The organism is Pinibacter soli (assembly GCF_029961145.1).
GTDB classification, from domain to species: Bacteria; Bacteroidota; Bacteroidia; order Chitinophagales; family Chitinophagaceae; genus Pinibacter; species Pinibacter soli.
Window position 1 is genome coordinate 673,159 of record NZ_JASBRG010000007.1, and the last position, 21,060, is coordinate 694,218.

General features: G+C 41.6%; 16 protein-coding genes. 2 read left to right on the forward strand and 14 right to left on the reverse strand.

Translation table 11 applies throughout. The features are described from left to right. Positions 1 to 99: 99 nt before the first annotated feature. The 6 genes from QJ048_RS13715 to QJ048_RS13740 all read right to left on the reverse strand — a co-directional run bounded on the left by QJ048_RS13715 (position 100) and on the right by QJ048_RS13740 (position 5,081). The gene (locus QJ048_RS13715) at positions 100 to 1,347 is read right to left on the reverse strand and encodes a FecR family protein (protein ID WP_282334941.1); all 1,248 of its coding nucleotides are present in this window, start codon (positions 1,345 to 1,347) and stop codon (positions 100 to 102) included. A gap of 72 nt (positions 1,348 to 1,419) precedes the next feature. After that, entirely contained in the window at positions 1,420 to 2,022 is a 603-nt protein-coding gene (locus tag QJ048_RS13720) for an RNA polymerase sigma factor (protein ID WP_282334942.1), read from the reverse strand. A 182-nt stretch (positions 2,023 to 2,204) separates the two neighbouring features. Continuing rightward, positions 2,205 to 2,603, reverse strand: coding sequence for a hypothetical protein (locus QJ048_RS13725; protein ID WP_282334943.1), 399 nt, complete (start codon positions 2,601 to 2,603; stop codon positions 2,205 to 2,207). 2 nt (positions 2,604 to 2,605) lie between these two features. Next, entirely contained in the window at positions 2,606 to 3,013 is a 408-nt protein-coding gene (locus tag QJ048_RS13730) for an ABC transporter permease (protein WP_282334944.1), read from the reverse strand. Between the two features lie 6 nt (positions 3,014 to 3,019). Continuing rightward, a complete protein-coding gene (locus QJ048_RS13735) occupies positions 3,020 to 3,913 on the reverse strand; it encodes an ABC transporter ATP-binding protein (RefSeq protein WP_282334945.1) in 894 nt (297 codons plus the stop codon). Between the two features lie 43 nt (positions 3,914 to 3,956). Then, positions 3,957 to 5,081 carry a TlpA family protein disulfide reductase gene (locus QJ048_RS13740; protein ID WP_282334946.1) on the reverse strand — a complete coding sequence of 375 codons (1,125 nt, stop codon included), beginning with the start codon at positions 5,079 to 5,081 and terminating at the stop codon, positions 3,957 to 3,959. A gap of 341 nt (positions 5,082 to 5,422) precedes the next feature. Here QJ048_RS13740 and QJ048_RS13745 point away from each other — a divergent pair, with 341 nt between their 5' ends. Both QJ048_RS13745 and QJ048_RS13750 read left to right on the forward strand, forming a co-directional pair. Beyond that, positions 5,423 to 6,388, forward strand: a complete 966-nt coding sequence (locus QJ048_RS13745) for a sensor histidine kinase (RefSeq protein WP_282334947.1) — start codon at positions 5,423 to 5,425, stop codon at positions 6,386 to 6,388. Beyond that, on the forward strand, positions 6,385 to 7,095 hold the full coding sequence (locus QJ048_RS13750) for a LytR/AlgR family response regulator transcription factor (protein WP_282334948.1): 711 nt from the start codon (positions 6,385 to 6,387) through the stop codon (positions 7,093 to 7,095). Before QJ048_RS13745 ends, QJ048_RS13750 begins: the two co-directional genes overlap by 4 nt. A 574-nt stretch (positions 7,096 to 7,669) precedes the next feature. Here the strand turns inward: QJ048_RS13750 and QJ048_RS13755 are convergent. From QJ048_RS13755 to QJ048_RS13790, 8 genes are all read right to left on the reverse strand, one after another. Further along, positions 7,670 to 9,517, reverse strand: coding sequence for a glycoside hydrolase family 97 protein (locus tag QJ048_RS13755; RefSeq protein ID WP_282334949.1), 1,848 nt, complete (start codon positions 9,515 to 9,517; stop codon positions 7,670 to 7,672). Positions 9,518 to 9,668: 151 nt separating this feature from the next. Beyond that, complete coding sequence (locus QJ048_RS13760) at positions 9,669 to 12,146, reverse strand: glycoside hydrolase family 95 protein (RefSeq protein WP_282334951.1); 2,478 nt, start codon at positions 12,144 to 12,146, stop codon at positions 9,669 to 9,671. A 65-nt stretch (positions 12,147 to 12,211) separates the two neighbouring features. Continuing rightward, positions 12,212 to 13,249 carry a glycoside hydrolase family 43 protein gene (locus QJ048_RS13765; protein WP_282334952.1) on the reverse strand — a complete coding sequence of 346 codons (1,038 nt, stop codon included), beginning with the start codon at positions 13,247 to 13,249 and terminating at the stop codon, positions 12,212 to 12,214. 2 nt (positions 13,250 to 13,251) lie between these two features. Continuing rightward, a complete protein-coding gene (locus tag QJ048_RS13770) occupies positions 13,252 to 14,751 on the reverse strand; it encodes an MFS transporter (protein ID WP_282334953.1) in 1,500 nt (499 codons plus the stop codon). A 25-nt stretch (positions 14,752 to 14,776) separates the two neighbouring features. Beyond that, complete coding sequence (locus tag QJ048_RS13775) at positions 14,777 to 15,907, reverse strand: endo-1,4-beta-xylanase (RefSeq protein WP_282334954.1); 1,131 nt, start codon at positions 15,905 to 15,907, stop codon at positions 14,777 to 14,779. 97 nt (positions 15,908 to 16,004) lie between these two features. Beyond that, positions 16,005 to 18,074: an alpha-glucuronidase gene (locus tag QJ048_RS13780; RefSeq protein ID WP_282334955.1), complete on the reverse strand. Its 2,070-nt coding sequence runs from the start codon at positions 18,072 to 18,074 to the stop codon at positions 16,005 to 16,007. Between the two features lie 68 nt (positions 18,075 to 18,142). Continuing rightward, positions 18,143 to 19,489 carry a family 43 glycosylhydrolase gene (locus tag QJ048_RS13785; protein WP_282334956.1) on the reverse strand — a complete coding sequence of 449 codons (1,347 nt, stop codon included), beginning with the start codon at positions 19,487 to 19,489 and terminating at the stop codon, positions 18,143 to 18,145. Between the two features lie 2 nt (positions 19,490 to 19,491). After that, a complete protein-coding gene (locus QJ048_RS13790) occupies positions 19,492 to 21,054 on the reverse strand; it encodes a glycoside hydrolase family 43 protein (protein WP_282334957.1) in 1,563 nt (520 codons plus the stop codon). Positions 21,055 to 21,060: the final 6 nt, after the last annotated feature.

Genomic DNA, 21,060 nt, shown 5'->3' on the forward strand with positions numbered 1-21,060 from the left:
AAAGTTGGATACAAGTGATAAAAATCAAGCAATACATACCCCTTCAAACAGGTCGCGACCCCGTTTGCTTTTGGTATCAACAGCAGTGTTTAAAAAATATTATTTAGCCGGTTGGTTTACTATAATCAATTTTCTCTCCGATTCTATTCTAAAATGAACACCCATTTTTTCAAGTCCTTTCAATACTTCCGATAACGGCACTGACCTGCTCATACCTCCACCAAACTGAATATCGGCGACACCTTTTTCATACTCCACATCCAGATCATACCAGCGTGACAACTCACGCATCAATGCGTGTAGGTGCACGCCATCAAAATTAAACAGCCCATTTCTCCAATCCATTGCTTTATCAATATCCGCGTGTGCAATAACATTCATATTATTGTTGTCGCCTTCGTTAGCCATTACAGCCTGCTGGCCGGGACTGAGATCAACATCCTTGGCATTGGCAACTCTTCCGTTTTTCACATCCGCTTTTAAACGGATTTTTCCTTCCAGCAAAGTTATTCTCGAATCATCATCATCTTCATAAGTATCTACATTGAAATGCGTTCCCAATACCTGCACCACACATTTATTTGTTTGCACAAAGAACGGCTTGTCTTTATTAGATGCCACTTCAAAGTAGCCCTCTCCTGTTATGGTTACGCGTCTTTCTTTTCCTGTAAATGCCGTCGGATAAGTGATCGACGAAGCAGCATTTAACCACACATGCGTTTCGTCTGGCAATACCAAATGAATTTGCCCGCCTTTTGGAGTGCGAATGGTGTTGTATTCATTTCCAGCATTCGTGTTATTATCCGAAGGCGTATAAGCCACCTCTCCATTGCCTTTTACATTAATAGTACTTCCAAGTTGTTGTCCGATAACACCATGTACAGAATCGCTCAAAACAACTACAGAACCATCGGCCAGTGTAAGGGTAGCTTTATTGGACGCAGGCGGCAAATCAAATTTCCCAGATATATCCTGCTGTGCCAATTCTGTCTGCTTAGATTGTTTTTGCCAACGAAAAACAGGAATTGCGATTGCCAACAGCACGGCGGCAGCGGCTGCATATACCCAGTAACGACGCGATCCTTTTGATTTCTTATCGATAGTTCTAATTATCCCTCCCTGTAACTCAAGGTCATCTTGTAGCTTGTTCCAAATGGTATCGGTCGAAATATTTTGAATTATTTTCAGCTCTTCAACTAGCTGGCGCTCATCCATTATTTGTGATAACAGAAGTGCATTTTCATCAGAACTATTCAGCCAGTCGTCCAACTGGCGCTGCTCTTCCTGAGACAACTCTACACGTCTTACCTTCTTAAGCAATATATTTTTTATCTGATCTTCTGTCATGTAGTAATGGATAAATGGTTCCGTTCCATAGTAGAACAATCGGGTAACAAAAGCGTAACAATTTCTTTAAAATTATTTTGCAGAAAATAGAAAGAAAAAAACAATGCAGCTCCTGAGCAGTGTTTCATCGGATAAAATTTCCCGTAAAGAGGCCAGCGCTCTTGCTTTTGAAGTACGTATATGAGCAGGAGTAGTTCCAAGCATTTTGGCGAGATCCGTAGTGGATTGTTCTTCTATATATATTTTATGCAACAAATCGCGGTGATGCAGTGGTAATTTATCGATAGCATTATGAATGGCTACCATTGTTTCTGCCTGTATTATTCGAGTGGTGATTGAACTGTCTGAGTGCGTCTCTCCTTCTGCCTGGATGGTTTGGTGCGCGGCTTTTACCATGCTCCTGCGTTTTACAAAATTCACTGACCTGTTATGTACTATTGAAAAAAGATAAGCTCTCATTTCCGGGTAACCTCTCATGTCTTCTCTTTTCTGCCAAAGCTTTTGAAACGCCTCGCTTGCTGCATCTTCTGACTCTTCCTGATCGCCTGTTAGCTTTACACCAAAATATACCAACGCACGAATAAACCTTTCAAATAACGAGCGAAAGGCTTCTGCGTCACCGTTTCTAATCAGTTCTGCCAATTCAGCGTCACTATAGGGCAGTTGTTTTGTCAAGGGAGAAATTTAAGCGATAAGCGCAAACTACAATAAAAAAAGCAAGTCAAAAAAAAGTTAGGGGATGTTTTTTTGCTAACCCATTGCGATACAAGACTTCCGGAAACTTCTGCCAACTTTCAAACACATGAGCCAACACCCAATTGGTGCCGGCTCAAGCCTTGTAACTAAAAATGAAGCGGTTAGAGGTCTCTCTTCATATTAAACCTGAAACAACCGATCCAAACAATCAGCGTGAATACAAGCGTATATAAAAAATGATGTCCAGCATTCTTCATGGCCAGGTCGTATGCAGCCGGATCCATGCGGCCAAAGAATGCAGGCGGAGGAATCATGCGATCAGATATTTCAAAGGGAAGAAAATGTCCAATCACAATATTCTTCATTTCGAGCACCTTTGTAAGAATGGGCTCCAGGATAAGAAACAGAAAAAGAAATACGCTCAATGCAATAAAAGACTTTCGCGAAAAGAATCCAATGATAAAGGCAATGGACAATTGGGAGAATGTTTGCAGAAAAAAATAGGCAATAAAATAAATGCCACTCGCTCCCGCCTTATCAGTAGCTGCTGTATTTTTCATTCCTACCAATAAACAAACAACCATGTACAACAACGTGATAATAATGGATATAATAACAACGTTAAAAGCTTTGCCGATAAGAATTGATTTCTACTCCAGCCGTCAATGATGTTTTGCCGGTAGGTTTTAAACGTATATTCATTGGTGATCAACATGATCACAATGATTGCAGGAAATAGTATGAACCATGAAGAAAAATAGGCGACCGTGTGCCACACTTCGTTAAATGCAAACGGGTTGCCGATCATCAGTTTTATAGTCGCCATTTTCGGGTCGTCCAGAAAATGATGATATACAACCGACATACAATAATTCACTGCGGGATAAGATATGGCAGTTATTACCAGTACCCACCAAAATGCCGGATAGGCTTTAATCTTGAGCCATTCTATTTTCAAAAGATTTGTCATGGGATATTAGTTTTGTGTAAGTTCAAAGAAGCGCGTCTCCAGTTTTTGTTTGCGCACGTACAAATGATTTAGAACGATGCCACTGTTGAAACAGAAGCTATTAATCTCTTCAAGATCTGCAGCGCCTTTTGGAAGGCCAATAACAACGAGATTTTTTTCTGTTCTGATATTTAATACGCCTAGATATTTCCCCATCACAAAAAGCAATACTTCGGAATTTTCTGCCCCCAATTCAACTAAATCATCGTTTGACATTACTTCAGCAACAGGACCACAGGTTAACAGCTTTCCGAATTTCATAATGGCAACATGCGTACAGATCTTTTCTACCTCATCGAGTAAGTGAGAAGCAACAATGATCGTGTGCCCTTTCGCATTCAATTCAAGGATCAATTCACGAATTTCTGCAATGCCAACCGGATCGAGTCCATTGGTTGGTTCATCCAATACTAAAATAGACGGAGACCCTAACAGCGCTGCACCAATCGCCAATCGTTGTTTCATCCCCAGGCTATAAGTGCTGAATTTGCTGTTGCGTCTATCAAATAACTTCACCTTCTGCAAAGCAATATCAATTTCGCCTTTCTTGCCACGGCCGCTTATCTGGCGGGTAATTTCAAGATTATTGGTTGCCGATAAATAGTGATAAAAGTTCGGCGTTTCCAACAATGTCCCAATGCATTGTCGCTGCACTTCAGAAGAAGCTTCACTGAACCAGTTGAATGTGCCACTATTGGCTTTTAATACATCTAATATGATGCTCAGCAATGTCGTCTTGCCGCTGCCATTAGGACCCAGAATTCCGAAAATGGAACCTTTGGGCACGCTGAAACTAATGCCATTTAAGGCTTTCGTGGCACCGTAAGATTTGTGGATGTTATTTATTTCTAAAACCTTCATTGGTATTTTGTTTTATGTATTGCACTGTGTGTTTATGCATCCGTTAGATTTTTGCCTGGTACATGGCAAACAACTTTTGCAGCTCCTCTATTTTTTCCGCAGAGGCTTTTTCTTTTTGAGCCAACTGAATTGCCTCCTGAATATTGCTAAGCGCAAGCTTATTGTTATTTGCATGATAATAGGTATTGGCCAATTCCTGATATGCCTTCACACTCCTGCCTCCATAGCCTTTTCCGCTATATGGATAGCTTAATAGTCTCTCCTGCACCTTTGCACATGCTATATACGTCTCCTTCGTTAAATTTGGTTTCTGCAAAGTCAACCCAACGGCATCCGACAAATTTAAGTACCGCGATAAGGGATCTGCCGCCATCTGTTTTAATACTGCGGGTACGCCACTCATGTCAACTTCCAGCAGTGCAAACAGTTTGTAAAATGCGAAGGCATCTTTTCTATCCGGAAACTGTTTTTCAAGCTGTTCAGCGTGCGACTTCATGGCAAGCATAATGGTTTGTTTATTAGTTGAATCCTGGAAGCCCTTTATCAACTGATCTTCCAAATCATCTTTTCCTTTCATTATTTGTGCCGCTTTAACTTTATCCCATGTACCCGCGAGAACCTGGCTCAGCGCCCAGTCAAGCTGGTCAAGATTAACATCTATCCAGGCTATTCTGCCATCTTTGTCAATGATGAACGTGGTTGGAAATCCCTGGCGACGCAAAGGTTTGATCCATGTATTATACATTGTATTGGCTTTACCATCCACAGCCACATTCAGTTTCAATGTTTTCCCCTGGGGTGTTTTCAAAAATTCATTCACAACAGTCATTGCATCTTTCCCTTTGTTCTCACCAATATCTTCATAGCTATCAATAGAGGCAAACTGTACTTTGCCTTTATATTTTTCCTCTATCGCACTGATCTGGGGAAACGAGGCAATACAACCACCACACCATGTGGCCCAGAAATCTATTACATATACATTCCCTTTTTTGAACCCTGTTAAATGTTTGCCTTTGGCCCATCCCTCGACCTTCAAAGCAGGCGCAGCATCACCTATTTTTAAAGTAACATTCGAATTGAATTGAGCCATTGCAACAACAGAACTGAGTGTAAACGCACCTATAAAAAGCCCGAAAACCACTCGTGTTTGCTTAAGATATTTCATGTTCATTTTATTTACTACCTTTTAATAATTTCTTTAAATCCTCTCAAAAGTAATTTTTGATAAAAATGAAGAAGAAGATACTAGACGAACACATTGTAATTCTATACTTAAAAAAACGTCATTCACTTTTGTAGAAAAAAAATGCAGCTTTGTAGATTTAGAAAATTTATTTGAGCAAAAAAACAGAATATTAAACCCGTAGCAGTGCAACATCCGCTATTCAAAGTAATTCAAAGCCTGATTAATTTATCTGTAGAAAATTGAAAGAACCAAAAGACATATTCATCAACTACCTGGTCAGTAAAAAGTATAGCAAATATCGAAGGGCAGTACTTTTTGCGATGTTACTGATTATAGTAATAGCGCTGATTATCGCTACCCGGAACATTCAACACATGTTTTGGTGGTATATGCCGGGTTTGTTTGTTTTACTGGCTGCTCCCATTCTTTTGAACCTATACCTGTTTCTACCACAATACCTTTTCAAAGGCAAGTATAAAAGCTATATAACTGTTTTGATCTCTTGCCTGTTATTGTTTTATTCTTGTCTAACTTTTTACTCCCAATACAGCTTTGTAAATGCTTCTGAAAAAACGCAACCCATTACTGTAGCCTCCTTTATATTGATGTTTCTGTTTTATCTATTCTTTATTGGCACTTTGATTGCGGCCACTTCTGCCATCAAGTTGTTCCAAAGATGGGTTAACGACACTTATAGACTCATACAATTAGAGAACAGCTATTATAAAACTGAATTGGACCTGCTAAAAACAAATATCAGCCCACACTTCCTTTTCAATATGCTTAATAATATCGACGTCCTGATTGGCGCCGAACCGAAGAAAGCAAAAAAAATCGTGGTCGAGTTGTCGGATTTTATCAGGTATCAATTGTACGACAGTCAAAAAGAGAAAGTTTTTTTACACGCAGACATTGAATTTCTCACGCACTATTTGGAGATGGAAAAAATAAGACGTGACCATTTTCACTTTACCATCGAAACGCATCCAAAGGATAGTCAACCCATCGAAGTGCCTCCATTGCTGTTTATTCCATTCGTGGAAAATGCTGTCAAACACAATGTTGATACTGAAGAAGCAAATGTATATGTGTCGTTTTCCATTAATAACAACCATCTGATATTTATTTGCACCAATCCGACAAACAAAAGCAGCACACAAAAAGTGGGGGGATTGGGATTGGCAAACGTGAAGCGCCGCCTGGAATTACTATATCCGGAAAAACATACGCTTGATATAACTGAGGGCGAAAATACCTTTCGTGTAATCTTAAATATAAAACTATGAAATGCATTATTGTGGATGATGAGCCGATTGCAAGAATGGGCATCCATCAACTGCTGCAGGAGTATTCAGATATTGAAGTAGTAGGAAGCTTTAACCAGGCAAAAACAGCTTTATCATTTCTACAATCAAACGAGGTGGATTTAATTTTGTTGGATATTGAGATGAACGGCATGACCGGTATCGAACTGGCCCGCACCCTGGCAACACAAACAATGCTTATTTTCATTACAGCGCATCCGGAGTACGCAACAGAAAGCTATGAAGTGGATGCGATTGATTATTTGGTGAAACCTATTCACAGCGATAGATTTCACAAAGCCATTCGCAAGGCTTTCGACTATCTGAACTTGCTGAAACAGGCGAACAATGCGCCTTCGCTAAATTTTTCAGCAGACTACATTCTTGTTCGGTCAGAAAGACAATTCGTGAAAATTGAGCATAAAAATATCCTGTTTATCGAAGGGCTCAAAGACTATGTAATTATTCATCTTCCCAACAGTCGCATCATTACAAACATGAACCTAAAGACCATTCATGGCAATCTTCCCAACGACATTTTCATCCGCGTAAGCAAATCGTACATTGTAAACAAGAACTATATAAATGCATATGACAACAACATTATTAAGATTTTCGACAATGAGATTCCTATTGGCAGCAAATACCTGGATGATTTTAGACAACTGGTTATTGCAAACAAAAAGTAACGATGAAAATGAAATGGCAATGGTAAACAAGCCCAGTTCGAATTCAACCATAGGCACTTTATTATATCATTATTACCAATATTCTACATGCGATTTTGTTTAGCATACTTCATTTAACAATCAGTTATAAGCAAGGCGAATCCAATTCCGGTTCACCATTGCGTTTAAAGTAAGTCCGCTTATGTCGAATTTATTAGAATTACTAAGACATCTAATGTAGTTACAACAAGAAATGAGTGGCAGTATTAAGTATCAGTTTAATCACCACGCAAAATCAAAAATAATATCATATTATCTTCTTCCATCCAACGACAATTACTGTTCTCTTTCCGGTAAATAGCTTGAACTCTATATCAACTCCAATCTATTGTAACACCAAATTAAAAATTCTCTATGACTAAAAATATGTCAGGTGACACATTTTTAATGTAAAAAATATGCTATATCATTTCATCGAAAATAAATTACCATTTGAAATGTTACGACCTATTTGATTTCTCAATCGTGCCCACACTAGATTTACTCATTTAGGTTTCTGTACACTTAAGAAGGAAAGAGAAGAGAATCCAAGGTTCTATTTAGTCTTTTCCAACAGAACACAAGCGCCTCCTCCGGGAGCCAAATGCACCGTTATTTCCTGACCATATGAAACAGTAGGATTCGTTACAATGTAACTTTCCTTATTGGTTCTAAAGTCCGCATCTTTTCCATCTTCAATGATCGTGGCTTTATACTGTCCTTTATCGATTATTGATAGTGGAATTGAAAGTGTTCTTGCCTCTTCGTTTGTCGCAGCCGCAATCAACCATTTGTTATCTGCGGACTTTCTTGCCATTACGATATACTCGCCAATTTCTCCGATTATGGTTTTAGTTTCTTTCCATGGCATTTGTTCTGCACGTATGAACTTTAAGATTTGCGGATGTTTTAAATAGTTTTCAGGAATGTCCGGGATGATAGTTGCTCCGGAAAATACGATCAGTGTTCTGGCGGCTTCCGCTGTAATGGTTGAAGGAACAGGTGTGGGATTATCTACCCGGCCTTTTTGCATCATGTCTACTACTCCATTGCTCATATCCAATGGGCCGGCCAGCATGTTTACGTAAACAGCAGTCACAAACGTAGATGGCTGAAACACACGATGGGCATCCAACTGCGCATGGCAGTATTCCCTTGTAACAGCGTTTGGCCAGGTACGCATTTGTCCGTAAGGATGAACGGGTCCGTCGTGGAAATCCACTAGTAATTTATTCTCAGCGCAAAGTTTTGTAATGAGCTGTGTGTGTTTGTTTTTCTCTTCAGGGCTCCCATTCATAAATCCATATTTTAGGCCCGCTGCTCCCCATTGACCATACTGCTTAATGGTTTGATCCAGCGGATAGGTTTTACCGCCAACATCGTTCAGATACAACCATATGCCTATGCCTTTTGCCTTCGCATAATTAAGCAACTGGTGAACCTGTTCTATTTTGCCGCCTTTTAGCGGATCGGAACCTTTGCTAAACTCTGGGCCATACCAGTCAGCATCCAAAACGAGGCTTTTAATATTATTATCGTCAGCAAAATCAACCATTCTTTTCCATGAAGGCAAAGACATTTCGTATTTGAATCCATTTGCTTCTGCGCCGTTAATACGCCAATCCCAGACAGCAACGCCAGGTTTAACCCATGAAAAATCCAGATTCTTTGCAGGTTCAGGGTTTAGCAGTTCTATTAAGTGGGAGTCTACCATTTTACCCGGAGTATTGCCAAACAATACCACGCGCCACGCATTTGCCCGTTTGGAACAGATGGTAAAATTTGTTGTTCCCTGATTTGCTTTTAGTAGCAAAGGTTCGCCTGATTCCAGGTTTGCTTCATGTATTGCCATATAATGATTGGAATCTGCTTTAATCGTCATTACCGGCATGCGAATACCATTGGCATCTTTCAATTTCTCCGGACCTATATTTCTATTTTCTCCATTGTAATACCAGGCGGTGTAGTTACCAGCAAAATTAAACTGTGTAAGTTCTTTCTCTGTGTCGGTGCCTTCATACTTGAAAGCAAATCCATCGTTGTAAACTCTTATTCTTATTTTATATAATGCCCCATTAAAAAGCGCTTCATTGTAATCGTCGGGTACGATGGCTCTCTTTCCCCACACAGGCTTCCACGTTTGCTTAACGTGTTTTAATGAAGATTGCAACCAGTGGAATTTTCCAACACCATCTAAACCGATAACAGACTGCCTGATCAATTGCTGTCCATTTGCAATAAAACTATACACTACATTGTCATCTGTTTCGTTAACGGCTACTTTCAATTTTTTGTCAGGGGATGTTATGGTAACACTATGCGGAACCAATTGGCCATATAGTACGGCAAAACATTTTACTGTGCACAAAAAACAGATGAGTAACCTTTTCAAAAAAAAATTCATTTGACTATCAATAGATTTAATTAATTCTTTTGCGAGCCCAAATTTCAAAAGAGGCCCGGTTACGCACCACCATATGCCGGGCCCATGAACTGCTCATTTTTAGAGCCTCTTTATCAGAAGAACAGGCTTTTATCTGTGCCTGCACTGATATTTATTTTGCAATCAGCTCGTATGTTTTACCGGGCTGCGTGGAAATATCGTATAAAAAGGTTTGCTTCAATACTGGCATTGTAACGTTGGCTTCTGATGACATAACCGGTTCCAGCGTCTTCTCTGTCTTATAAAAAAAATTAGCATTGTCGCCAACCGCAGTCTTTAATGCTTCTCCATTATTTAGCTGCATTATCACCGGAACCCTCACACGAAGATTACCTCCTATTGTTGATTTGATCGAGACTCTTATTGGCTTCCCGTTCTTCCATTCCATACGCACAATTTCAAAACCACCTCTCGCACGAAGACCGGTAATGCTTCCGTTTAGCCATGCATCCGGTAACGCAGGCAATAAATGAATGGCACCGTCTGCGCTTTGTATCAGCATTTCAGTAATGCCGGATGTACAACCGAAGTTGCCATCTATTTGAAACGGAGGATGTGCATCGAAAAGATTGTTGTAAGTTCCTCCACCTCCTTCATTGGTACCAACTGGCGTCAGTTGGTTTTTGATGAGCTGGTATGCGTGATTACCATCGAGCATACGTGCCCACCAATTAACCTTCCAACCCATGCTCCATCCGGTAGATATATCGCCGCGTTGAATGAGCGTGTTCTTCGCCGCGCTGTATAACTCTGGCGTACGAAACCCAGATATTTGATTGGAAGGAAATAATCCATACAAATGTGAAATGTGACGATGATTGTCTTTAGGTTCATCAATGTCATCCAGCCATTCCTGCAACTGACCATGCCTGCCTATATGCATGGGCGGCAGTCGCTTTCGCAGCGTACGAAGCGTATCCGCAAAGGCAACATCCTTGCCTAAAATTTCCGCTGCATTGATTGCGTTTGAAAACACATCAAAAACAATTTGGTTCGTCATCGTTACGCCCGCGTCAAGCGACGAACCTTCATGTACAGCAGGTGCATTTTCGGGCGACATGTCGGGACAAACAACCAGCCAGTGATATTTTGGATGCTCCACTAAAAAGTCAGCGTAAAACATTGCGGTTCCTTTTAGTATGTCATAAACATCTGACAAGAATTTTTTATCGCCACTGTACTCATAGTGTTCCCACAAGTGCTGACTTGTCCAGCCACCACCGTTGTTCCATATACCCCAGAAAGCACCATCTACAGCACCTGTACACCGCCATATATCTGTATTGTGATGCGCCATCCAACCCCTTGCGCCATACATGTCGCGAGCTGTTTGCTTTCCTGTTGCTGCCATCTCTTTCACCATTTTCAGGAACGGCTCGTGTAGTTCTGCAAGATTTGTTCTTTCGGCTGGCCAATAGTTCATTTCTGCATTGATGTTGATCGTGTACTTGCTATCCCAGGGAGGAAATAATTTATTGTTCCATATTCCCTGCAAGTTGGCTGGCTGTCCTCCAGGTTGCGAAGAAGAGATCAAAAGGTAACGACCATATTGATAGTACAGCGTAACAAGTGCCGGATCATCGTTGTTGGCAAATGATTTCAAACGTTGGTCTGTCGGAAGCTTTGCTGCAGCTGTATTGCCAAGGTCAAGTTTAACCCTGTTAAAATATTGCTGGTAAGCTGCAACATGCTCTTTACAAATTTGTACAAATGTTTTGTTGATTGCTTTATTGAGATAAGCAGAGGCTCTTTCATTTTCGTTTCCGCTCAAATCGTTATAGCTATTGAAATTGGTAGCAATGGAAATATAAATCGTTGCTTCGTCAGCACCTTTTACAACTATGGAAGTATCTGCAAGCGTCAGAACGCCACCCTTTGTTTTTATCTGAGCAATTCCTTTGTATTTCACCATTCCTTTTACGCCTTCATGGTCAATGGTTGTTCCCGAAATACTTAGCTGCGCGGGATTTTCCGCTTTCACAACAGCGCCTGGCATCGCCGCCTTATAGTTTGCCGTAAAGAAAAGACCGTGTGATTTATTTGCAGTAAGATGTATTACTATCACCCGGTCCGGCAATGAGGCAATTGCCTGTCTTGTGTACACCACATCACCTACTTTGTAAGTGGTAGTTGCAATTGCTTTTTCAATATCAAGTTCGCGGCTGTAATTTGAAAACTGTTCATGCCCATCAAAATGTAATTGCAGGTTGCCCACCGGCTCAAACATTTGCCCTTGCGATTTTTTACTAACAATCACTTTGTTTGCAAGTTTTTCCGCTTCTTTTTGTTTGCCATCAAATATCAACCGACGCATTGCTGCTAATGAATCGAGACATAATGAATTGTCATTACGATTAGGACCACCGCTCCAAACAGTATGTTCATTGAGTTGAATAATATCGGTAGAAACATTTCCGTATACCATTCCCCCCAATCTACCGTTTCCTATGGGCAAAGCATTTTCCCATACGTCGCCGGATGGATGATCATACCAAAGCCTTAACCTGTTGTCGTTCTGAGCGGTGACGCTATTTAGCTGAACGGCCAAAATACCAATGAGAATTACTTTGAAAACAGATGCAAACTTCATCGTTAGTTTTGGATTTACTGTCGTTTATTGCTTAATAAAAAGGTGATCAATTCAACTACTACGGGTTATTGTCTATACGGATTCAATGTCTGAATCGTTCCGTCTGTATTGTGTTGCAGCTTTGCCACTTTTACACTTCTAAGATGAGTAACACCTTTTGAAAGAGAAGAGTCATGGTAGAACAAATACCATTCACCGTTATATTCAGTAATCGAATGGTGAGTGGTCCACCCCACTACAGGATTTAACACAACACCTTTGTATGTGAAAGGTCCGTAAGGATTGTCTCCTATTGCATAACATATAAAATGCGTGTCGCCAGTTGAATAAGAAAAATAGTATTTGCCATTATATTTGTGCATCCATGAGGCCTCAAAAAATCTTCTGTTGTTATCACCCTGCAACAGCGCTTTGCCGCTTTCATCTACAATCAGTACGTCTTTGGAAGCTTCAGCAAACTCAAGCAAGTCATCGGTGAGCTTTGCGACTTTAGCGCAAAGCGCAGGCTCGTTATCTGCAGGTAAATGAGCAAAAGGACTTTCCGGTTGTGAAGCTTCGAATGTTTCTTTTCTCCAGCGCTGCAACTGACCGCCCCAAATACCTCCAAAATACATGTAATAACTTCCGTCGGCATCTTTAAATACGGCAGGATCAATGGAGAAACTGTTTGCGATCGGATCAGCTTGTGCAGTAAATGGTCCTGAAGGCGACTCACTAACTGCAACGCCTATTCGAAAAATGCCTTGCTTATCTTTCGCGGGAAAGAAGAGATAATATCGTCCGTCCTTTTCGTTGGCGTCCGGTGCCCACATTTGTTTATCGGCCCAGGGTACATCTTTTACATTCAATGCTACGCCGTGGTCGGTTGCGTTTCCATCCGGCGCCTCCATCGATAGCACATGATAGTCCTCCATGGCAAAGTGACTGCCCAAATCATCAAACGCATCACCCGCGTCGATATCATGAGATGGATAGATGTATATCTTTCCGTTAAATACATGTGCCGAAGGATCAGCGGTGTAAATATGTTCTACAACTGGTGCAGAAATAGCATTCTGATTCAATGCTTCGAAATCAATGTGTGCGGTACTATCTTCAGGCATGACTATGCGGTTTGAGGTTCTTTAATTTTGTTTCTTCTTTGTTTCAATGCATCTTCAATTTCCAGTTCCATTTTTTTGTTTAACCGGTAACCTAAAAGCAACAGTGCGGCAGCAATGAAAATTAGTCCGGGAATGACACTCACCAGCAATTTAATTCCATTGGTAGCTGCAGCAGTTTGCGATGCAGCATCTGCATCGTATCCGAAAATACTGAGTAGCCATGCAGACAAGGCGCCTCCTACACTCAGGCCAACTTTCAATCCAAAGATCATGGCAGAAAATATAATGGCTGTTGCGCGGCGATTGTTTTTCCATTCGCTATAATCTGCTACATCGGCAATCATGGCCCACAATAACGGAATGGTTATACCATAAATAAATCCATGCAATGTTTGTGTAACAAATACCGCCATAACTGCCGTTTGATTATAGAAGTAAATCGCGATCAGGCAAAGCGCAGACAACGCGAGAAAAACGGAGAAAACATTTCTTTTACCAAATTTGTCGGCAAATGGTTTTGAAAACGAAATGCCCACTATCATCGCAATGGTGCTGAAGGCACTGGTGAAGCTGGAGGCAGCATAAGGCGCGCTTCCCGGTTTTTGAAATTCTTCAAACGCAGCAGGATTAAAAATATGACTGAGTCCGCTAATGATTTTATTGAATCCAACCTTGTCCAAAAAAGCAACCTGGCTTTGCTCGCTTAAATAGTATTTGAAGTAAAATATGTTCATGCCACCCTTTATCGCAAGCGTAATAAAAACGAGAATAGTTACGGCAAGCATAATCAACCAGGGTTTGTTTTTAACGAGGTCCTGCAGATCTTGTTTAACAGGCGTTTTCTCTTCTTGTGGAGGATGTATTCTTTCTTTTGTTGTAAGAAATGTAATGATAAAACACACGACACCAGTAATGGCAAACATCATCATTACTTTTTCAAATCCTTCTTGTTTTTGTTCAGGCCCGACTCCGTGTCCTAATGATAATACAAGCGGCAATAACAAAACCTGGACAACGAACTGTGCCACCATCACCGCAACAAAGCGATAAGAAGACAATGAATTACGTTCTTTCATGTCTCCTGTGAGTACACCACTCAATGCAGAATACGGTAGATTGTTGGCAGAATATACAACAACCAGCAAGAGGTAAGTAATGAACGCGTAGGCCACTTTTCCTCCTTCAGAAAAATCGGGTGTTGAAAATGCTGCGAGTGATATCACACCAAACGGTATGGCTGTCCACAATACCCAGGGACGAAACTTGCCCCATCTTGTTTGTGTACGATCTGCAATGGCGCCCATCACGAGGTTAAAACAGGCACCAATGATGCCACCTATCAGCATCACCATACTCGCTTTGCCCGGTGGAATCTTATAAATATCTGTGTAAAAGAAAGCGAGAAAAGCCATCAATGTTTGAAAGATCAGGTTGGCCGCGAGATCTCCTAAGCTGTATCCTATTTTTTCAAGGACAGACAATCGTTGGGATGAATTTTTCATTTGGGGTTAAATTGAGTATTAAATATCAGCTTTTTGTTTTGGATTCTATCACTTTGTAATAGGCTAGTTTTGGTGCAAATTGTCTGTCAAATAGTAATGGGTAGTTGGTACGACCTCTTACAGGCCAGTTATTCAACCAGGACTGGCCATCATTAACACCCCAAAAAGTTACGCGACCAATCTTGTCTTTGTGTTTTAAAAACAGCTTAAACAATTGCTCATAGTCGCTGGCAAGTTGTTGCTGCATTGAGTCTGGAAGTCCCGCCGCAAAAGGATTATACTGCGCATTGTAAGCCGCAGTCTGGTTAACATCAGCGGTGTTGCCATTTAACGGATTGGGCAATACACTCAGGTCAAGCTCTGTAAACATCACTTTGATACCGAGTGCACCAAATTCCACGATACTTTTTTCAATTTCATCAAATGGCACATGCCCTGCTCTCCAATGGCCTTGTATACCAATGCCATCTATCCGCACGCCAGCTGCTTGTATTTTTTGCACCACTGCAACGGCTCCTGCTCTTTTCTTTGGTTGCTCAATGTTGTAATCGTTATAATAAAGCTGTGTATGAGGAGCCGCTTGCTGTGCCAGGCGAAATGCATCGACAATGTAATCATCCCCCAGCTTTTGCAAAAAGATAGATTTGCGAAGTGTACCATCTTCATTCAACGCTTCGTTAACAACATCCCATGAATACACTTTGCCATCATAGCGTGAAGCCAATGTATTAATGTGCTCTGTAAAAAACTGACGCACAGAATCGGCGCTTTGCAATCTGCGCACATAAGCAGGCAACTGGCTGTGCCAGATAAGTGTGTGGGCATTCACACGAATATTATTAGCTGTTGCATAAGCAACCAACTTATCTGCAAGACCAAAATTATACGTTCCCCATTGCGGATGTATCTCCTCTGCCTTCATAATATTTTCCGGCGTAACCGCGTCAAACTGTTTTGGGATCAGCGCAGCGGCTTTTGTATCCCGCTGTTCAATTTGTGGGGTATTCATGGCAGTGCCTATGAGGAAATCATCTTTGAATGTATTTCTGAGGGTTGCTGCCTCAGTTGTCTTCTTCGGTTGCTTGCTAACTGAGCAATTTACCAAAATGATTCCCATTGCAAACAGCAAACCTATTCGTAACGATTGATGTATCATATAAAAAATGTTGGTTGAGTTTTAATAGACGGGAACGCTGATTTTCATGATTGTCATGATTTATTATGATTTCAAAAAAGGAGATCATAGTATCGTCCTAGTGTTCCGTGGTTCTTCTGCTATCGTTTTTAATTATTTCATCAAGATTATTGACTGGACGTTCCAGCTCATAAGGTATTGGCATCTGGCTGAACTGCTGGAAATACAACAGGCATGCATCTTTCCATAAAACTGCATTTTGGCTTTGGCCGCGCAAACTTCGCTGTACTGCTATGAAACGTGTACTATCCACATAAGGCTGCACCTTATCCCATGTTTTTTGAAAAGAATGAACTTGTTGAACGCCCTTGTCATAGTCATAACACAATTCATCCCAAAGTGTGTGTCCGCTTTTCATTTGATAGCTCCATGGCAAATGATGGAACCATAACAAGAATTTCTCGGGACAGGTCGCCGGATCATTGAACTGCGAAGCCAGCGGCTGATGATATTGTTCAACGGCATCACTCCCTTTCAATGTACGATCAAACCCAACTCCATTCCCGGCTGCCTGGTGATAATACGGTGGTGTCCAGTCTGCTCTCATTTTTTCGGGAGCCCACCAGGGACCGGGTCCATAATGCTCATTCGCACTCATGATATGATGCAATCCAAGAGGTGTCATATAGTTTACAGCAGCTTCCCTGCTATCCAGCATCATTTGTTTCACAGGTTTGAGAAAATCACTAGTCCACGAAGCATTGTAATCAGATGATCCCAATTTATCGGATGGATCATTGTAAAACGTTAGCTTGAGCCACTCTTCGGCAATTTGTTCGCTCTTCAAATTAACGTTCCATGCGAGGCGGCCAAAGGTATACCAATTGGCCTGCGCAAAATGATGCCCGCACCAATTTGTATCAAGACCAATATTTGCGACGCCTGCAATGGCTGTATATTTCTGCTGATAAATACTGCCATCTGTGCAACGGGCAACCGTGCTGCCATCTCCCTGCTGGTAAGTATCGCTTTGCAAGCATTCTTCCCACATAGGAGACAAAAACACCAAATGGATGGAATGACCTAAATACTCCTGTGTTATCTGGAACTCAGGCATAAGGGATGTTTTTTTCATCGCACCAAACAGCGCACTGAAAGGTTCACGGGGCTGGAAATCGATGGGTCCGTTTTTCACTTGTATGATTACGTTGTCCCTGAATTGTCCATCAAGGGGCATAAACTCATTGTAGGCTTGTTTTGCACGATCCTTATCATTAGCACTATACACAAATGCACGCCACATCACAATACCGCCATACGGCTTCAATGCATCAGCGAGCATATTAGCGCCGTCAGCATGTGTGCGGCCAAAGTCCTGCGGCCCGGGTTGCCCTTCACTGCTCGCTTTTACAAGAAGGCCACCAAAATCAGGAACAATGCTGTAAATCTCTTTTATCTTGGCTTTCCACCAGCCAATCACTTCCGGATCCAGCGGGTCGGATGTCTTCAATTTACCAAGCAGTACTGGCGAAGAGAATTTTACCGAGAGATAAACCTTCATCCCATAAGGGCGCAAGATGTCTGCAATCGCTTTTACCCGATTAAGATAATCTGGGTTCAATATTTGCGGCGAAGCATTTACATTGTTGAGCACTGTGCCATTAATACCAATAGAAGCATTGGCACGCGCATATTCCTGCCATAGTTTTTTGTCCTGCGCAGTAACAGCAAACGCATCATCGTTTCTCCAGAAAATAGAATGACCAGCATAGCCGCGCTCTATAGAACCATCTGGATTGTCCCAATGATTTAATATGCGCACTTCGTAAGACGGATTGTTTACCTCGTTGGTTATACTTTCACCGGTTTGTTGTCTTCGCAAAAAATCGTAAACACCGTACAAAATTCCTTTGTTATTATTTGCCTGTACAGCATTTTCACTAAGTTTATAACCATCGTATTGAATGGCTTTATCTTTCGTTATCGTCAACGTGATGGTTGTACCTGGCTTTCCCTGCCAGCCGTCTTTTAACTCCTGTATGGCAATAGACAGCGTAGGAGATTTTTCGGAACAAACAACGTTCACCGGCTGAGCTTTTGAAGAACGCAACCATAGCTCATGTCCATCTTGCGCAATAAGCAAAGTAGTGATGAACAAAGTACAACAAACAGAAAATAAATGTTTCATATCGCGTTATGCTACTAATCAGATCATCTTGCTTCGCAGCTTTGATGATCTTCTATATTTAAATTATTTTATTCAAATTGTATCCAGTCAAGCGATGCATCGTTGCCCCTTTTAAGTACCGCAACGAGATGATGCCTTCCGGTAACTTTTGTTCGCAAGGACGTTTTGATCAATTTCCAACCGGTGATATTTGGAATTTGAATCTGTGCAACGACAGGGCCGTTTATGCTATCAAGTTTAATTTCCAGTGTACCACCTTCTGTACTGGCAACGCGTAATACTACAGATACAGGAGATTGTTTTCCAAATTCCACGCTATTGTATTGTACCCAGGCAGTAGGTTCATTGAACATTGTTTTCCATCCATCAAACTTGTTCGCAGTGTCAAGAAAATCAATTGCCACATCATTGCTGATGGCACTATATCTATCCATTTGTATTTTTGACCTGGCTTGGGTTACACCAATGCCGCGTGTTGTTGGTATGACTTTTCGAATAGTACCATCCGCATTAAAAAACAAACTGTCTGAACGTATGGATCTTGCCTTATCAAAGGCAGGAGAAAGATCGTTGTGGTGATAAAATAAATACCACTGCTTTTTAAACTCAATGATCGAGTGATGATTTGTCCAGCAACCCGTGGGCGATTCATCCATGATCACTCCGGCAACAGTAAAAGGGCCGAGCGGACTTTTACCGACACCATATTCCAGTCGTTCTATTTTATTAGCAACATGCGGATAGGTCAAATAGTAGGTGCCATTTCTTTCAAACATATAAGGACCTTCTTTCAGCCCTTTATCAGGCAAGTGAGTGAGTACCTGCGGCTGCGAAGCAAGCTCGAGCATGTTTTCTTTTAATTTAGCTACGTAGATATTTCCTTCCGACCAGTAGAGATAAGCCTGTCCATCTTTGTCAATGAAAACATTCGGATCAATGCCGCGTATGCCTTTGATGGGCATTTCCTGCGGCAGGTAAGGACCTTCAGGGTTTTCAGCGATGGCCACACCTACCGTAAAACCTTTCCCGTTTACAGTAGTGTCTTTTGGTGTGGAAGGAAAATAGAAATAATATTTACCGTTCCGGTAAATACAATCAGGCGCCCACATGCTGTAGCTATCCGGCCTTACCCAAGGCACTTTGTTCTGCGTCACGATAACACCATTGTCTTTCCAGTGGGTAAGATCCGAGGAAGAAAACACGTGATAATCTTCCATGCAAAACCAGCCCGGGCGCCCCCTGTTTTCATTCGCTAAAATATCATGCGAAGGAAAAATATACACTTTATCTCCAAACACTCTCGCCGAAGGATCAGCGCTGTATTGATAGGTGATGAGCGGGTTCTGTGCAGGCAAATATTCAGCAGCAAAAACTGTTGATGCAATGAGCAGAACCTGTTTTATATATCCTACCATACTTAGTTTGAAATTTTTTCGCTGACATGGAAATAATCAAAATCTGCATAGCCTCCCGCATTTTTGGTGGCATAGTTGAAAAGTCCAAAACGGTAGCCCATAAAGTGCATAAGGGAATATTCCATTTTTAGCGTGGCTCCGATAGGTTGCCATGTCTTACCCTCAAGACTATAGTAGAATTTGGCTTTGTCCACTTTATTTCTAAAGTCGCACTCGGCTTTCAGGTATACTACTTTTTGTGTTAAAGGGAATGATTGAATCTCCTCGGTTTTACCACTTTGAGCATCGACCATTACGATTGCTTTTCCTTCGGCAGATGCTTTCACACCAACTGATCCAAATTTCTTTTGCAACAGGCAAAGACCAGCAATATCACCGTCTTTCATACCAGAAACATCCAGTGCAATAGTGCCGCTACAGGCAGGCCCGATCGTACGTTGTGTGAGCATGTTTTTTACCAGGTAAAAAGAAGTATCCACTCTTCCAGTTGTGATACGCAGGAAACCTTTTCTATCAGTCAGCGACCAGTTTTTATTATCAGGATTGTGGTTCCATTGCCATACCAGTGGCAACAACGGCTCGCCTTTCTTACGGGCAAATTCATCAGAGGCAACGATACCAGGTATCAATCCTTTGCTTATTGGCAAATCAAGTGTTTCCGGCACTTTGCCATTCACTCCCAACACCGGCCAACCGTCTTCCCATTTAACAGGAACGAGGTATGGAATGCGGCCCACAGCCCCGTAGTCACGAAACAAGTACGAATACCACTCCCCGTTAGGCATGTCAATCAATCCGCCTTGCGCCACTCCTAAATCCTGAAATCCTATCTTACCCTCGTAAGGTCCTGTAATCTTATCTGCGCGATGCACTACCACTGTGCGCATGCCTCCTCTCGGCCAGGTAATATTGAAGAGATAATATTTGCCTTTTACTTTTAACAGCTGCGAGCCTTCTGCACCGAGAGCAATATTATTGCCTGCCGGAATGCTTGCATTTTCTATCAACACCTGGTCTACCCCTCCCGGCTTTACCCCGCTCACCTCTTCGTTTAATTCAGTGATCCTTAGTTTGCCATTTCCCCAAACCATATATACTTTACCATCCTCATCGAAGAAAAGGGAATGATCATGAAATGCCGGTTGAAATGTCACTCTTTTCCAGGGACCTTTCTCTATATTTTTTGTAGAGTAGATGTAAGTCTTGCCGGTTGTTTGAGCAAACGTACTCACGTAGTACGTGCCATTGTGAAAACGAAGGCTGCTTGCCCAGGAACCTTTGCCATAGGCACTTTTACCATTGTCAAGATTCATTGCATCAACATTTGCCAAAGTATCGTACGCATAATTTACAATCTCCCAATTCACTAGGTCCTTGCTTCGCATGATCGTTACGCCCGGGCTCATATGCATAGTGGTGCTGCTCATGTAATAAGTATCGCCAACACGCATCATTGCCATATCCGGCACATCTGCAAATATCACCGGGTTGTGCGCTTTGTTTTCCTGAGCATTTACATCAAGGAGCACAAGTATCGCACACATGAAAAAAATAAATCTGATCATTGCTTT

Coding starts and splice junctions, on each gene's coding strand:
- QJ048_RS13725 (WP_282334943.1), bottom strand. CDS start 2,603: ATGAAAAATACAGCAGCTACTGATAAGGCGGGAGCGAGTGGCATTTAT.
- QJ048_RS13765 (WP_282334952.1), bottom strand. CDS start 13,249: ATGCCTGAAGATAGTACCGCACACATTGATTTCGAAGCATTGAATCAG.
- QJ048_RS13780 (WP_282334955.1), bottom strand. CDS start 18,074: ATGAAACATTTATTTTCTGTTTGTTGTACTTTGTTCATCACTACTTTG.
- QJ048_RS13735 (WP_282334945.1), bottom strand. CDS start 3,913: ATGAAGGTTTTAGAAATAAATAACATCCACAAATCTTACGGTGCCACG.
- QJ048_RS13715 (WP_282334941.1), bottom strand. CDS start 1,347: ATGACAGAAGATCAGATAAAAAATATATTGCTTAAGAAGGTAAGACGT.
- QJ048_RS13770 (WP_282334953.1), bottom strand. CDS start 14,751: ATGAAAAATTCATCCCAACGATTGTCTGTCCTTGAAAAAATAGGATAC.
- QJ048_RS13750 (WP_282334948.1), top strand. CDS start 6,385: ATGAAATGCATTATTGTGGATGATGAGCCGATTGCAAGAATGGGCATC.
- QJ048_RS13785 (WP_282334956.1), bottom strand. CDS start 19,489: ATGGTAGGATATATAAAACAGGTTCTGCTCATTGCATCAACAGTTTTT.
- QJ048_RS13745 (WP_282334947.1), top strand. CDS start 5,423: ATGTTACTGATTATAGTAATAGCGCTGATTATCGCTACCCGGAACATT.
- QJ048_RS13790 (WP_282334957.1), bottom strand. CDS start 21,054: ATGATCAGATTTATTTTTTTCATGTGTGCGATACTTGTGCTCCTTGAT.
- QJ048_RS13755 (WP_282334949.1), bottom strand. CDS start 9,517: ATGAATTTTTTTTTGAAAAGGTTACTCATCTGTTTTTTGTGCACAGTA.
- QJ048_RS13775 (WP_282334954.1), bottom strand. CDS start 15,907: ATGATACATCAATCGTTACGAATAGGTTTGCTGTTTGCAATGGGAATC.
- QJ048_RS13730 (WP_282334944.1), bottom strand. CDS start 3,013: ATGACAAATCTTTTGAAAATAGAATGGCTCAAGATTAAAGCCTATCCG.
- QJ048_RS13760 (WP_282334951.1), bottom strand. CDS start 12,146: ATGAAGTTTGCATCTGTTTTCAAAGTAATTCTCATTGGTATTTTGGCC.
- QJ048_RS13740 (WP_282334946.1), bottom strand. CDS start 5,081: ATGAAATATCTTAAGCAAACACGAGTGGTTTTCGGGCTTTTTATAGGT.